We start from the raw sequence: 13,985 nt of genomic DNA, 5'->3' as shown, positions 1-13,985 counted from the left end.
GCATAGTTAGGAGTTCATTCGTGTCGCTTTCATTTCTTCATGAAGAACATGCAAACTCTTCTCAAGGAAATCCACTTCTTCTTGAGAAAAATCTGTTAAGATTCCTTCTAAGTAATCTTGACGCTTTTTAATAACTTCCTCAATAATCGTACGACCTTTATCTAACAAATGAATCCGGACTACACGTCGGTCATTTTTGTCTTTGACTCGTTCTACTAATTCATTCTTTTCCATTCTATCTACTAAATCTGTTGTTGTACTGCAAGCTAAATACATTTTTGTAGACAGTTCACCTATTGTCATATCACCATATTCGTTTAGCCACTGTAGTGCTACAAATTGTGGTGGGGTAATAGGAAATTGTGTCAAAATTTCTCGTCCCTTTTGTTTAACCATTTCTGATACTCTACGTAATGAACGTTCAATTTGCTCAATTTGGCGATGATCCACCACTACGCACCTCCCATAATTCTAGTAACTCTTTTAATTGTCGCTTGTTTTCTGAGGAAAAGCAAGCGTAATATGTGACAATTCCATGCATGGTGAATCATAAAAAAAGAGGTTGACCCATTAAGTCAACCCCCTCTTCTTACTAGCTCATATAAGTTTCACGCACTCGTTTCTCTACTTCATCTGCTGTATCCAACATAATCATCTCTTCTGCAAAAGAAGCTAGTTCTTCTTTAGAAAGAGATACCATTTGATTACGCGCAGGTAAAATAGACGTCGCACTCATACTAAACTCATCTAGACCAAGACCAAGAAGCAACGGAATGGCTACTTCGTCCCCAGCCATTTCTCCACACATTCCTGCCCACTTTCCTTCTTTATGAGCTGCATCGACAACCATTTTTACTAAACGTAAAATAGCAGGATGATAAGGCTGATATAAATAAGAAACGCGTTCGTTCATACGATCTGCAGCCATCGTATATTGAATCAAATCATTCGTTCCAATACTAAAGAAATCAACTTCTTTAGCAAACAGATCTGCGGCAACAGCTGTAGATGGAATTTCAACCATCATTCCAATTTCAATTGAGTCTGAAACCGTTACTCCATTTGCAACTAGTTCGTCTTTTTCAGCAAGAAGCATTGCTTTTGCTTGACGGAATTCATCAAGTGTTGCAATCATAGGGAACATTACTTTCAGATTTCCAAATGCACTCGCTCGTAGAAGAGCTCGCAATTGAGTACGGAAAATTTCCTTTTCTTCTAGACAAAGACGAATCGCACGGAAACCTAAGAATGGATTCATTTCTTTAGGAAGATCCAAATAAGGAAGTTCTTTATCTCCACCAATATCCAATGTACGGATTACAACAGGTTTTCCTTCCATACGCTCAACCACTTCTTTATACGCTTCGAACTGCTCTTCCTCTGAAGGAAGCTCTGTTCTGCCCATGTAAAGAAACTCTGTACGATAAAGCCCAATTCCTTCTGCACCATTGTTAATAACACCTTCTAAATCTTTTGGTGTTCCGATGTTTGCAGCTAATTCAACATGTTGTCCATCTTTTGTTGTCGTTTGCTCATTTACAAGCTTTGCCCATTCTGCTTTTTGTTTCGCAAAATCGTCACGCTTTTTTGTATAAGTAGCAATTTCATCTTCAGATGGTTCAACAATGACCGTACCTTCTAATCCATCAACAATAACAGTCATACCTGTTTTTATTTGAGTTGTAACTTCTTTAGTACCGACGACAGCTGGAATTTCTAAAGATCTTGACATGATAGCAGAGTGCGATGTACGCCCACCAATATCTGTTGCAAACCCTTTAATAAAAACGGGATTTAACTGAGCTGTGTCAGACGGTGTTAAGTCTTCTGCAATAATGATCGTCTCTTCTGAGATCGTAGCTAAAGACTGTACCTCAAGCCCTAATAGGTGTCCAAGAACACGTTTAGATACATCGCGAATGTCGGCTGCGCGCTCTTTCATGTACTCATTGTCCATGTTTTCAAACATCGTAATGAACATCGATGAAATTTCATTCATTGCGTATTCAGCATTTTGTTTCTCATCTGTAATCTTAGCCTTAACTGCATCAACTAATTCAGGATCGCTAAGAACAAGTAAGTGAGCTGCAAAGATCTCAGCCTTATCAGCTCCTAGTTCTTTTTCTGTTTTATCTTTAATAACAGAAAGCTCCTCTTTCGACTTCGTTAATGCATCATCAAGGCGCTGAACTTCACTAGTGGCATCTTGAACTTCTTTCAGTTCAATCGTCATGTCCGGCTCTTCGTGTACGAAAGCCTTTGCAATCGCCACACCAGATGAAGCAGCGATACCAGTCAGTTTCTGCATTATTCTCCTAATCCTTCCTTAATAACATCCTCAATAGCTTGAAGTGCCTCAGCAGCATCAGAACCTTCAGTCTTCACTGTCACTTCTGCACCTTTGCCCACACCTAAAGACATAACGCCCATGATTGATTTTAAGTTAACAGACTTGCCTTTGTATTCAAGTGTAATATCTGAAGAGAATTGACCTGCTTTGTTCACCAATTGAGTTGCTGGACGTGCGTGAATTCCCGTATCTGCTGTAATTAAGAATGTTTTTTCTGCCATAATAATCTACCTCTTTCTTTTGAATGAAATTTAGTTTTAGAAAAAGAAACCTTTTTCTATTTTGCCATGTACTTATTGTTTTCTACATTTGTACATTTAAACGGAATAACAAAAAGAAACTTAAAAAAGACATAAGTAAAGAAACGTTATGTAGATTCCCATTTTTTGATGTACACAAAAATAGAGTACCCAAAATGAATCCCATATACACTTTCCATACTCATGCCTGATCGAATCAGTAACACGTATTAAGCACAAATTGCATATACAATAAAGTACTGTAGATGGTTTGCTTTCTTAAAGCCATAAACAGTATATCACAAGCAATTTGAAATGTTCAACAGATTTCGCTTGTGATATGAAGGTAGAGTTGAGGTGTTTTATAAATTGTCATAAACAATAGTTACATGAAACAAATGCCCAAATAATGTAACTTATTGTAGCAAATAAAACACGTCGTTCCCCTTACACACATATACTATCGAGACTAAAACCCTTCAATACGTGGGAATTTAGTCCCCACAATTCGCTCTCAGCCCGAGCAAGAAGGAGTGAACTCATTGAAAGGAGCAGAATTCGGACCTAAACCCTTGCTTACGAAAAGGGAACGTGAAGTATTCGAATTACTAGTTCAAGACAAAACAACGCGAGACATTGCACAAGAACTTTTCATAAGCGAAAAAACCGTACGAAATCACATTTCTAATACGATGCAAAAGCTTGGAGTAAAGGGGCGCTCTCAAGCCGTTATCGAATTAGTAAGACTAGGAGAACTTGAAATATAGGTACGCTAAAATTCACGAGGCTCATCTACTATTTCGTTGATCGCTTACGTTTTAGTCGTCTCATATTTTAAATGAGGTTGTCTTAAGATAGATCTATTCATTTTGAGTAACAGTCTTTGTTCACTCAAAGACTGTTACTCAATGAACAGAACTCTATTCTAAAAGACTTCCTCTTCTTCTATTTTATATACTTAGCAGTTCTTTTGTTTCTTGATCAAAAGGAAGCCCGCGTCCTGTTTCTTTGCTTACTTGTACCATCGTTCCCCTTCCCGTTAAACAAACATCGCCAGTTGAAGTTACTGCTAAATAGTGAAGATCGATGGATGAACGGCCAATATGAGCAACTTTCACCCCGACCTGGAGGCGATCATCAAAAAGGATTTGTCTATGGTAATCACATTGAAGGTCAGCTGTGACAATAATGGCATCATTCGACTTGCTCGCCCATTTTTTCATCATCCCTTTTTGTTTAAACCACTCTAAGCGAGCTTCCTCAAAGTAAACAAAAGCATTTGTATTATTAACATGACCAAAGGCATCTGTTTCACAGAAACGCACTTTGATCTCAATAAAAAAATCAAACGATTCTTTCCACATTTCTACATTATCTATGTATGACGGTCTTTTCATAATAATCACTCTCCCTTTTTCATAATCGTAATGGTTAGAAAAGGCCTAACCTCTTTCCTTACAAAGAGATTAGACCTTATTATCAATTATGCACCAAAGAAATTTTTAAACGATTGTAGAGTGGTTGAGCGATTTAACGCAGCAATTGATGTCGTAAGTGGAATCCCTTTTGGACAAGATTGCACGCAGTTTTGTGAATTTCCGCAATTAGCGAGTCCACCTTCACCCATGATTGTTTCTAAACGTTCCTCTTTATTCATCTCACCAGTTGGGTGTGCATTGAATAGTCGAACTTGCGATAGTGGCGCAGGTCCAATAAAATCAGATTTGCTATTTACATTTGGACAAGACTCTAAACATACTCCACACGTCATACATTTAGACAATTCATAGGCCCACTGGCGTTTCGTTTCTGCCATACGCGGTCCAGGACCAAGATCATACGTTCCATCAATCGGAATCCATGCTTTTACTTTTTTAAGTGAATCAAACATACGACTACGATCTACCATTAAATCACGTACAACCGGGAAAGTCTTCATTGGTTCAAGACGAATTGGCTGTTCTAGCTGATCAACTAGTGCCGTACATGATTGACGAGGCTTACCGTTAATAACCATCGAACATGCACCACAAACTTCCTCTAGGCAGTTCATGTCCCAAGCAATTGGTGTGGTCTCTTTTCCGCTTGTTGTGACTGGATTACGGCGGAATTCCATTAGCGCCGAGATCACGTTCATATTTTGACGATATGGTACTTCAAACTCCTCTACATAAGGAGCACTGTTCGGATCATCTTGACGTGTTACTTTAAATTTAATTGTTTTATCACTCATGATTTAGCAGCTCCTTGCTTTTTTTGTGAGTAGTCACGTTTACGAGGCTTAATAAGCGACGTATCAACTTCTTCCCATGAAAAGTCAGGACCATTTTTCGCAGGGTTAAATGTAGCCTTCGTTGTCTTCAAGAACTCTTCATCGTTACGCTCTGGGAAGTCAGGCTTATAATGAGCACCACGGCTTTCATTACGATTATAAGCACCAAGAGTAATTACACGAGCAAGACTTAACATTCCGTCTAACTGACGAGTAAATGATGCACCTTGATTGCTCCATTTTGCTGTATCATTGATATTAATATTTTTATAACGTTCCATTAATTCTTGGATCTTCTCGTCGGTCTTAAGAAGCTTATCGTTGTAACGAACAACTGTTACGTTATCTGTCATCCATTCACCAAGCTCTTTATGAAGAATGTAGGCATTTTCCTTACCATCCATTTTCATGATATCATCAAATGCTTGTTGTTCTTTTTTCACTTCACCTTCAAATAAAGATGAAGGCATTGAATCCGCCGTTTTGTCTAATCCATTCAAATATTCAACAGCTTTTGGTCCAGCTACCATTCCACCATAAATCGCTGATAGAAGCGAGTTAGCACCTAAGCGGTTTCCACCATGCTGAGAGTAATCACACTCACCAGCTGCAAACAATCCTGGAATGTTTGTCATTTGATCATAATCAATCCACATACCACCCATAGAATAGTGAACAGCAGGGAAGATCTTCATTGGTACTTTACGAGGATCATCACCCATGAATTTTTCATAAATCTCGATAATTCCTCCAAGTTTGATATCCAGCTCTTTAGGATCTTTATGAGAAAGGTCAAGATAAACCATGTTCTCTCCGTTAATTCCAAGCTTCTGCTCGACGCACACATCAAAGATTTCACGTGTTGCGATATCACGAGGTACAAGGTTACCGTAAGCTGGGTATTTTTCTTCAAGGAAATACCAAGGCTTTCCGTCTTTATACGTCCAAACTCGTCCACCTTCACCTCGAGCAGATTCACTCATAAGTCTTAGCTTGTCATCACCCGGAATGGCTGTTGGGTGAATTTGAATGAATTCACCATTTGCGTAGTGAACACCTTGTTGGTAGAGCTTCGCAGCTGCATACCCTGTATTGATAACTGAGTTAGTGGATTTACCAAAGATAATTCCAGGACCACCCGTAGCCATAATAACCGCATCACCTTGGAAGCTACGAATTTCAGATGATTTTAAATCTTGAGCTGTAATCCCTCTACAGGTTCCTTCATCGTCAACGATAGCTGACAAAAACTCCCAGCCCTCATATTTCGTAACAAGTCCACTTACTTCATGACGACGTACTTGCTCATCAAGTGCATACAATAACTGCTGACCCGTTGTTGCTCCTGCAAATGCTGTACGATGGTGTTGCGTCCCACCAAAACGACGGAAATCTAGTAATCCTTCTGGAGTACGGTTAAACATAACACCCATACGGTCCATTAAGTGAATAATTCCAGGTGCTGCTTCTGTCATTGCTTTAACTGGAGGTTGATTCGCTAAAAAGTCTCCTCCATAAACCGTATCATCAAAGTGTTCCCACGGAGAATCTCCTTCCCCTTTTGTGTTTACCGCGCCATTAATTCCACCTTGTGCACAAACTGAGTGTGAACGTTTTACAGGAACTAATGAGAAGAGATCTACGGGTACCCCTTTTTCTGCTGCTTTAATTGTTGCCATCAGACCAGCCAGTCCGCCACCGACAACAATAACTCTACCTTTACTCATATGTGATCCACTCCTTAAATGTTTGCTAAGTCTGGATTAATGAATGCTAGAATTGCTCTAATTCCAACAAACGTTAATGCGAAGAAAATACCCATTGTTACATATGTTGCGATTTGTTGTGAACGAGGTGTTACTGTAATGCCCCAAGATACCGCAAATGACCAAAGACCATTAGCAAAATGGAATGTCGCTGCAATAACCCCAACAATATAAAAGACAATCATGAATGGATTGCTAAAAATATTCGCCATCATATCAAAATTCACTTCTGCTCCAAACGCAGCAGCTACACGTGTTTCCCATACGTGCCAAGTAATCCAAATGACTAGGAATACTCCAGTCCAACGCTGAATACGGAACATCCAGTTACGTAAAAAGCCGTATCTTGCCGTGTTGTTTTTTGCTTGAAATGCAATGTATAAACCATAAATTGCATGATAAAGCAATGGAATAAAAATTAGGAAGATTTCAAGAAGATAGCGAAATGGTAAATTTTCCATAAAATGAGCCGCTTGATTAAACGCACTCGCTCCTCTTGTTGCAAAATGGTTAATTACAAAGTGTTGAACTAGGAATAGTCCAACTGGAATGACGCCTAGTAATGAATGAAGCTTACGATTAAAGAATTCCCGGTTGCCAGCCATACCTTTTCCCCCCAAAAATAATATTGTACCTACCACACATAGTAAATCGATGATTTTTTTCTATCGTTTATAGTATATTGACACTCACAAAAATTAGAATGCTAGATTTGCAAGTAGCAATATTATGAAACTTTTAGCAAGTTTCTGTGAAAAAAATCTGACAAATTTATTGTACTCCCATCGGATAACCTCGTCAAGAAAACGTATACAACTCTTTTCATGGTCATATAGAGAAAAAAGCCCTCTATAAAGGGCTTTCCATGAAAAACAATTAAATTTTATCCATATCTAGTAAATTTAACCGATAATAATTCTTTCAGTCGGATATTTAAAGTGTGTTTTCGTTTCACGTTTTCTAACCGAAAACAAAAATGCGATTAATCCGACCCGTCCGATAAACATGAGAACCATTAGAACAAATTGACTCGGTAAAGAAAGATCAGGCGTGATTCCCATAGAGAGACCACACGTTCCAAACGCAGAGGCTGTTTCAAAAATAATTGACATCAGTGTGATGTTGCTATTGGCCTCAAACGCTGCGATTAGAGTGACAGCAGCAAATAGTAATACTAGAAACACGGATAACACGATGAATGCTTTTTGTCGATCTTCTGGATGAATCTCTCTTCCAAAAACTTTCACATCATCTTTCCCTAAGGCAAAGCTTCGGATTGTTAAGAACATGACTGCAACCGTTGTTGTACGAATTCCACCACCAACACTCGAAGGACTGGCTCCCACAATCATTAAACCTGAAATAAAGAGCAATGTTCCAATATTAAGTTCAGACACATCCATAATGGCAAGTCCGCCACTTCTAGCCGTAGCCGAGTTGAAAATCGAATAAAACAGCTGTTGATGCCATTCTAATCCCACATAATAAAATCCAGTCTCTAACGCCCAAATGCCGATCACTCCAATAATAAATACGGCAAAATAGGTTGTTGTTGTAATTTTAGTAAACAAACTAAATTTGAAATTGTTGTTTTTTCTTGAGAAATACTCTCTTAGCTCCAATAACACTGGAAATCCGATTGCCCCTGCAAAAATTAGTAAGATGACGACAAACTGTACATAATAATCATTCGCAAATGGAATAAGCGACTCGCCCGTTACATCAAATCCAGCATTTGTAAACGCACTTAAGGAAGCAAACGCACCTTGATAATAAGCTTCTCCTATCGTATCAAAATACCGAATAAAATATGTACCAAGTATGAGCGCTCCAATTAATTCAATAATAAGAGCGACAAATAAAATTCCTCTCATCAAGTTAACCAAACCAGAAAACGTATTTTGATTTTGGTCGACCATAATGAGCATTCTCTGTGCTAAATTAATTTTACGGCCAAATAGCATCCAGACAAACGTACCCATTGTCATTATCCCAATTCCGCCAAGTTGAATAGCTAGCGCCAGAAATACAATGCCGACGTAGCTATATGTTTCTGGAACATTGACTACAGTTAAACCTGTCACACTTACGGCACTAACAGATGTAAATAGAGCCTGTGAATAGGTTACATTTACTCCTGGCTGATGAGAGATTGGCAAATATAATAAGATACTGAAAAGAAACATCGCAATAATATACGCAATGATGATAACCCTAAACGGGGAAAGAAATTGATTCAACCCTGATTTCATTAATAATACCTCCGCTTTTGTTCGCGGATAAGTATAACATTTAAACATTGTCAAATCTAGAACACTTTAGGACCTCTTGTTCATTTCCGCTATTTGGTCTTGTACGCTAGAATAAGTTCGTTTATGATCAAAAGAGCTTCATAATACGATGAATCGTCCGTAATTAGACGTCGGGCAGATGAATTTGCTTTTTTTAGATAGTAAGGAGAGGAGCTGTTTTATGGAAGATCGTGCAACTCAGTTTGGATATGACCTAATTAGAAATGATGTTCTAAAGGACGTTTTAGGAAAGGAACATGATTCTATTTTATATTGGATTGGAAAATCTCTCGCTAGAAAATATCCGCTTTCAAATGAGGAAGAGACCATTCATTTTTTTGAGAAGGCCAATTGGGGAATTCTTACAAAAGTTAAAGAAAAAAAACAGCTTCACATTTTCGAATTACAAGCACCATGGATAGACAGCAAAGATGAGCGCTGTTATCAATTAGAGGCTGGTTTCCTTGCACAACAACTGGAATCTTGGTATGAATGTATTACAGGCGCTACCTATACTATGAAAAAAGAGTTAATTGTTATTACAGTTGAGACCGACAAACGAGATCCAATCAAACAATAATAAGGTTGTCTCATGTTAGGTTTTCCCCCTATTTGAGGAGGAGCACCTTTTGAGACAACCTTTATTTATGTTTTTTTAAACAGTTACTGACAGTTCTTCAACTTCCTCTGCTAATTGAAATTCCTCGTGAAGCATCTCAACCGCTAGAACCATATCGATTTCTTGAACGACGACAGACACTTTAATTTCTGATGTACTGACCATCTTAACAAAAATATCATTTGAAGCAAGTACATCAAACATCTTCGCTGCTACACCCGGATTTGAAACCATTCCTGAGCCAATGATGGAAACTTTCGCTAACTCCTCTTCGAACGTCACATCACTAAATTGCAATTCATCTTGAGCTGCTTGTAAAACGTTGAGTGTTTCTTTTAAAGTGCTTTGTGTAATGGAAAAAGAAATATTTACATGCTCTTCATCCACTTGGTTTTGAATAATAATATCTACATTCACGTGATGATTCGATAACGTAGTAAATAAACTAGATAATGTATTTAGTCGATTCGGTAATCCTTTTACCGTAACCTTCGTTACATCGTTTTCAAAAGCAATTCCACGTACGATTAAATTTTTTTCCATTGTTACTTCCTCCTCAATCAACGTTCCTTCCACTTCTTCCATACTCGACGCCACCATCAATGGAACATCATAATTTTTAGCGAACTCCACTGCTCTTGGGTGTAAAACTCCTGCTCCCAAATTGGCCATTTCTAACATTTCATCATAGGAAATAGAGTGTAGTTTTCTTGCTTTCTTTACAAACCGAGGGTCCGTTGTAAATACTCCTGTTACATCTGTATAAATATCACATCGACTTGCTTTTAATGAAGCAGCAAGAGCAACCGCAGTTGTATCAGAACCTCCACGACCAAGGGTTGTGATTTCTCCGTCTGGACTTAATCCTTGGAATCCTGCCACGATAACCACTTTCCCTTGAGCTAATTCCTTTTCGATTCGCCCGTTATCAATTGCTTCAATTCTAGCGTTCCCATGGCTTGCTTCTGTCTTCATTCCCGCTTGCCATCCCGTTAAGGAAATTGCTTCAATTCCACGGGCTTGCAAAGCCATTGAAAGCAAAGAAATGGTTACTTGTTCTCCTGTAGTAAGCAACATATCCATTTCTCTCTTACTTGGATTATCTGTAATTTGATTAGCCAATGATACTAGTTCATCAGTTGATTTCCCCATTGCTGATACAACAACAACTAGCTCATGTCCTTCTAATACAGCTTTCTCTACTCTTGTGGCAACATGTTGGATCCTTTCAACCGACCCAACTGATGTGCCACCATATTTTTGTACGATTCTTGCCATCTTCTATTCCTCTCCTTGTTTCTCACGTGTGAGAATGCAAAAAAGCAACAATAAGGAAAACCCCTCACTGTTGCTAGTCATACCAGTCCGGTACCACACTGCTCCCTGTTTCTCTCGTGAGATAGTTCTCCACATACCAATTGGGTGTAGGTATGTGACAGCCCTATGCTTCTTCAACATAGGTCCAGCACAGGGAATATGAGTTGTTCTCCTGCACTTCGGCGAATTCCCCTTTCAGCCATCTTCAACAGGTCTCATTCCCCTCAGAAAGCCTACTATTGGTTTTCGCTCCTCTACCAATCACTTCATTTGAAGTGTGGCATATTCAATTAGATATCATTTTAGCAAAGATTAAAAAATGATACAAGAGGGTTTTTTAGTCTTTTTCTTGTAATGTTTTTATAATTGCATCTGCCACTTTATCTGGTATAGATAGTTTCTTGAAATCTTCCAAGCTTGCTTCTCTCATCTTTTTTACAGAGCCAAAATGCTTTAACAATTGGCGTTTTCGCTTTTCCCCTACCCCAGGAATATCATCCAACTCTGATTTAAAGAACGTTTTTGAGCGTGTCTGCCTATGGAACGTAATCGCATATCTGTGAACTTCATCTTGAATTCGCTGCAACAAGTAAAACTCGTGACTATCACGTTTTAATGGGATAACAACAGGTGGGTCCCCCATAAGCAATTGCGACGTCCGGTGTTTTTCATCTTTTGCTAGTCCGCAAACAGGGATACTTAATCCTAATTCATCAACTATGACTTCTTGGGCTGCTGCAATTTGGCCTTTCCCTCCATCAATGACGATCAGATCCGGCATTGGTAGCGACTCTTTTAAAAGACGGACATATCTTCTTCTAATAACTTCACGCATGGAACCATAGTCATCAGGACCTTCAACTGTTTTAATTTTGTATTTCCGGTAATCCTTTTTACTTGGCTTTCCATCTAAAAAGCTAACCATCGCCGATACAGGATCCGTTCCTTGAATATTTGAGTTATCAAAAGCTTCAATTCGATAGGGTGTCCGGATGTTCATCGCTTCTCCTAGGCGTTCGATTGCTTTAATCGTTCGATCTTCATCACGTTCAATAAGCGAGAACTTATCTTTTAAGGCAATCGCCGCATTCTGATTCGCTAAATCAAGCAATTCTTTTTTCTTCCCGCGCTTTGGATGATGAGCTTTCACCTCTAATAGTTGCTCCATTAATTCCTTATCGACTTCATCTGGAAGCAAAATTTCCGCCGGCTTTATATGTTCCTTCTTCATATAAAACTGGCCAATAAATGTCATTAAATCTTCAGGTGCGTCTTTATAAAAAGGAAAAATGGAAACATCACGCTCAATTAGTTTCCCTTGGCGAATAAAGAATACTTGAACACACATCCAGCCTTTATCATAAGCAAAGCCAAATACATCACGATCAACAAGATCTCCAATCATCATTTTCTGCTTCTCTATCACCGTATCCATATGTTGGAGCGTATCACGTATTTCCTTTGCTCGTTCAAAGTCCATCTCCTCAGCAGCCTTCATCATTTTTTCTGTTAGCTGATCTTTAATTTCATCATGACCCGAACGAAGAAACTTTGTAATGTCTTGTACCATTGCTTGATTTTGTTCTTTTGACACTTCCGCTACACATGGAGCCAAACATTGTCCGATATGATAATACAAACATACTTTATCGGGTAATGTCCGACATTTTCTCAACGGATATAATCGATCTAGCATTTTCTTTGTCTCATTGGCGGCCCCTGCATTCGGGTACGGTCCAAAGTATTTTCCCCCATCTTTTTTTACTTGACGTGTTGTAATGAGCCTTGGATGCTCTTCATTCGTAATTTTAAGATAAGGATAGGATTTATCATCTTTCAACATGACATTGTATTTCGGGTCATGTTTCTTAATTAAATTCATTTCTAAAATTAAAGCTTCAATATTCGAGGATGTAACTATATATTCAAAATCAGCGATCTCACTTACAAGACGCTGCGTCTTTCCATCATGAGAACCAGTAAAATATGAACGTACTCTATTTTTAAGCACTTTTGCTTTTCCTACATAGATGATCGTACCTTGACGATCTTTCATTAAATAACAGCCAGGTTGATCAGGAAGAATTAATAGCTTTTCTTTGATTTGACTCATCGTATTCCACCTCTCTTCTATTGTTTGCTAGAAGGCGAACTTTTGCAAGTTAGAAAAACTGGAATATAGAAAATTCACATAAAAAAAAGTGATTCCACTCGTCCGATATCGGAGAATGAAATCACTTATATTTGTCTTATAGGTGCTTATTTAAAAGCTCTGCTAAAGCTTCTTTTGGTTGGAAACCAACAACTTGGTCCACTACTTCACCATCTTTGAAAACAAGAAGAGTTGGGATACTCATGACGCTGTATTTACCAGCTGTCTCTTGGTTTTCATCTACATCAAGCTTAGCAATTTTTACCTTATCGCCCATTTCTGAATCTAATTCTTCAAGAACAGGAGCAATCATCTTACAAGGTCCGCACCATGGTGCCCAAAAGTCTGCAAGGACAACTCCTTCACTTGTTTCAGATGCAAATGTTTGATCTGTTACATTCACGATTGCCATTATAAATCCTCCCTTTATCCAATACAATTTACTTCAGCACAATTATACCAAACACTTCCACTGCTGGCGAATTTGTTGCTCGACTATATTTTATCCTGAGAATGTTCTGTTTACACAAGGAAGGTAAAGAGGTTATTTTATACTCGTTGGATTCATGATTATAAAGAAGTAACAGAGTTGTTAGTTATACTTTCCGCTGGTCTCCATTCTCGGGAAAGTATTGCCTTTTTTGTTTCCCGAATTCCGCCTACCCTCTTTTTTCGGGAATCATACCACCCTTTAGATTCCTGAATTCCGCCTACCTTCTCTTTTCAGGAATCATACCACCCTTTAGCTTCCCGAATTCCGCCTACCCTCTTTTTTCGGGAATCATACCACCCTTTAGCTTCCTGAATTCCGCCTATCCTCTTTTTTCGGGAATCATATAACCCTTTTGCTTCCTGAATTCCGCCTATCCTCTTTTTTCGGGAATCATATAACCCTTTAGCTTCCTGAATTCCGCCTATCCTCTTTTTTCGGGAATCATATAACCCTTTTGCTTCCTGAATTCCGCCTACCCTCTCTTTT

Annotated in this window: 13 protein-coding genes and 1 riboswitch; of the genes, 2 read left to right on the top strand and 11 right to left on the bottom strand. The window is 38.6% G+C overall.

Annotated features, from left to right (window positions below):
* Positions 1 to 6: 6 nt before the first annotated feature.
* From N0O92_RS04450 to N0O92_RS04440, 3 genes are all read right to left on the bottom strand, one after another.
* The gene (locus N0O92_RS04450) at positions 7 to 450 is read right to left on the bottom strand and encodes a MarR family winged helix-turn-helix transcriptional regulator (RefSeq protein ID WP_315613445.1); all 444 of its coding nucleotides are present in this window, start codon (positions 448 to 450) and stop codon (positions 7 to 9) included.
* Between the two features lie 142 nt (positions 451 to 592).
* Positions 593 to 2,308 (bottom strand): phosphoenolpyruvate--protein phosphotransferase, encoded by a 1,716-nt coding sequence (gene ptsP / locus N0O92_RS04445; RefSeq protein WP_315613444.1) that lies wholly within the window; start codon positions 2,306 to 2,308, stop codon positions 593 to 595.
* Positions 2,308 to 2,571 carry a phosphocarrier protein HPr gene (locus tag N0O92_RS04440; protein WP_315613443.1) on the bottom strand — a complete coding sequence of 88 codons (264 nt, stop codon included), beginning with the start codon at positions 2,569 to 2,571 and terminating at the stop codon, positions 2,308 to 2,310. Before N0O92_RS04440 ends, ptsP begins: the two co-directional genes overlap by 1 nt.
* A gap of 560 nt (positions 2,572 to 3,131) precedes the next feature.
* Here N0O92_RS04440 and N0O92_RS04435 point away from each other — a divergent pair.
* Positions 3,132 to 3,356 carry a helix-turn-helix domain-containing protein gene (locus N0O92_RS04435; RefSeq protein ID WP_034627048.1) on the top strand — a complete coding sequence of 75 codons (225 nt, stop codon included), beginning with the start codon at positions 3,132 to 3,134 and terminating at the stop codon, positions 3,354 to 3,356.
* A gap of 183 nt (positions 3,357 to 3,539) precedes the next feature.
* Here N0O92_RS04435 and N0O92_RS04430 read toward each other — a convergent pair whose 3' ends face one another.
* The 5 genes from N0O92_RS04430 to N0O92_RS04410 form a co-directional block, all read right to left on the bottom strand.
* Positions 3,540 to 3,986 carry an acyl-CoA thioesterase gene (locus N0O92_RS04430; protein WP_315613442.1) on the bottom strand — a complete coding sequence of 149 codons (447 nt, stop codon included), beginning with the start codon at positions 3,984 to 3,986 and terminating at the stop codon, positions 3,540 to 3,542.
* 86 nt (positions 3,987 to 4,072) lie between these two features.
* Positions 4,073 to 4,822, bottom strand: coding sequence for a succinate dehydrogenase iron-sulfur subunit (gene sdhB / locus N0O92_RS04425; RefSeq protein WP_315613441.1), 750 nt, complete (start codon positions 4,820 to 4,822; stop codon positions 4,073 to 4,075).
* On the bottom strand, positions 4,819 to 6,588 hold the full coding sequence (gene sdhA / locus N0O92_RS04420; protein WP_315613440.1) for a succinate dehydrogenase flavoprotein subunit: 1,770 nt from the start codon (positions 6,586 to 6,588) through the stop codon (positions 4,819 to 4,821). The genes sdhB and sdhA overlap by 4 nt, the downstream gene beginning before the upstream one ends.
* Positions 6,589 to 6,602: 14 nt before the next feature.
* Positions 6,603 to 7,232, bottom strand: a complete 630-nt coding sequence (locus N0O92_RS04415; protein ID WP_315613439.1) for a succinate dehydrogenase cytochrome b558 subunit — start codon at positions 7,230 to 7,232, stop codon at positions 6,603 to 6,605.
* 297 nt (positions 7,233 to 7,529) lie between these two features.
* Positions 7,530 to 8,879 carry a TrkH family potassium uptake protein gene (locus N0O92_RS04410; RefSeq protein ID WP_315613438.1) on the bottom strand — a complete coding sequence of 450 codons (1,350 nt, stop codon included), beginning with the start codon at positions 8,877 to 8,879 and terminating at the stop codon, positions 7,530 to 7,532.
* Positions 8,880 to 9,099: 220 nt separating this feature from the next.
* Between N0O92_RS04410 and N0O92_RS04405 the strand changes: the two genes are divergently transcribed.
* Positions 9,100 to 9,498 (top strand): YslB family protein, encoded by a 399-nt coding sequence (locus tag N0O92_RS04405; protein WP_315613437.1) that lies wholly within the window; start codon positions 9,100 to 9,102, stop codon positions 9,496 to 9,498.
* A gap of 75 nt (positions 9,499 to 9,573) precedes the next feature.
* On the opposite strand, the gene N0O92_RS04400 is transcribed toward N0O92_RS04405, so the two are convergent.
* The 3 genes from N0O92_RS04400 to trxA form a co-directional block, all read right to left on the bottom strand.
* Positions 9,574 to 10,815 carry an aspartate kinase gene (locus tag N0O92_RS04400; RefSeq protein WP_315613436.1) on the bottom strand — a complete coding sequence of 414 codons (1,242 nt, stop codon included), beginning with the start codon at positions 10,813 to 10,815 and terminating at the stop codon, positions 9,574 to 9,576.
* Between the two features lie 114 nt (positions 10,816 to 10,929).
* Positions 10,930 to 11,119: riboswitch (Lysine riboswitch) on the bottom strand.
* A 72-nt stretch (positions 11,120 to 11,191) separates the two neighbouring features.
* Positions 11,192 to 12,967 carry an excinuclease ABC subunit UvrC gene (gene uvrC / locus N0O92_RS04395; protein WP_315613435.1) on the bottom strand — a complete coding sequence of 592 codons (1,776 nt, stop codon included), beginning with the start codon at positions 12,965 to 12,967 and terminating at the stop codon, positions 11,192 to 11,194.
* Positions 12,968 to 13,103: 136 nt separating this feature from the next.
* Positions 13,104 to 13,418 carry a thioredoxin gene (gene trxA, locus N0O92_RS04390; protein WP_034745400.1) on the bottom strand — a complete coding sequence of 105 codons (315 nt, stop codon included), beginning with the start codon at positions 13,416 to 13,418 and terminating at the stop codon, positions 13,104 to 13,106.
* Positions 13,419 to 13,985 lie beyond the last annotated feature (567 nt).

The sequence above is a fragment of the Alkalihalobacillus sp. MEB130 genome, from assembly GCF_032335535.1.
In the GTDB taxonomy this organism is placed as follows: domain Bacteria; phylum Bacillota; class Bacilli; order Bacillales; family Bacillaceae_D; genus Halalkalibacter.
This window is presented reverse-complemented; position numbering and strand designations above follow the sequence as displayed.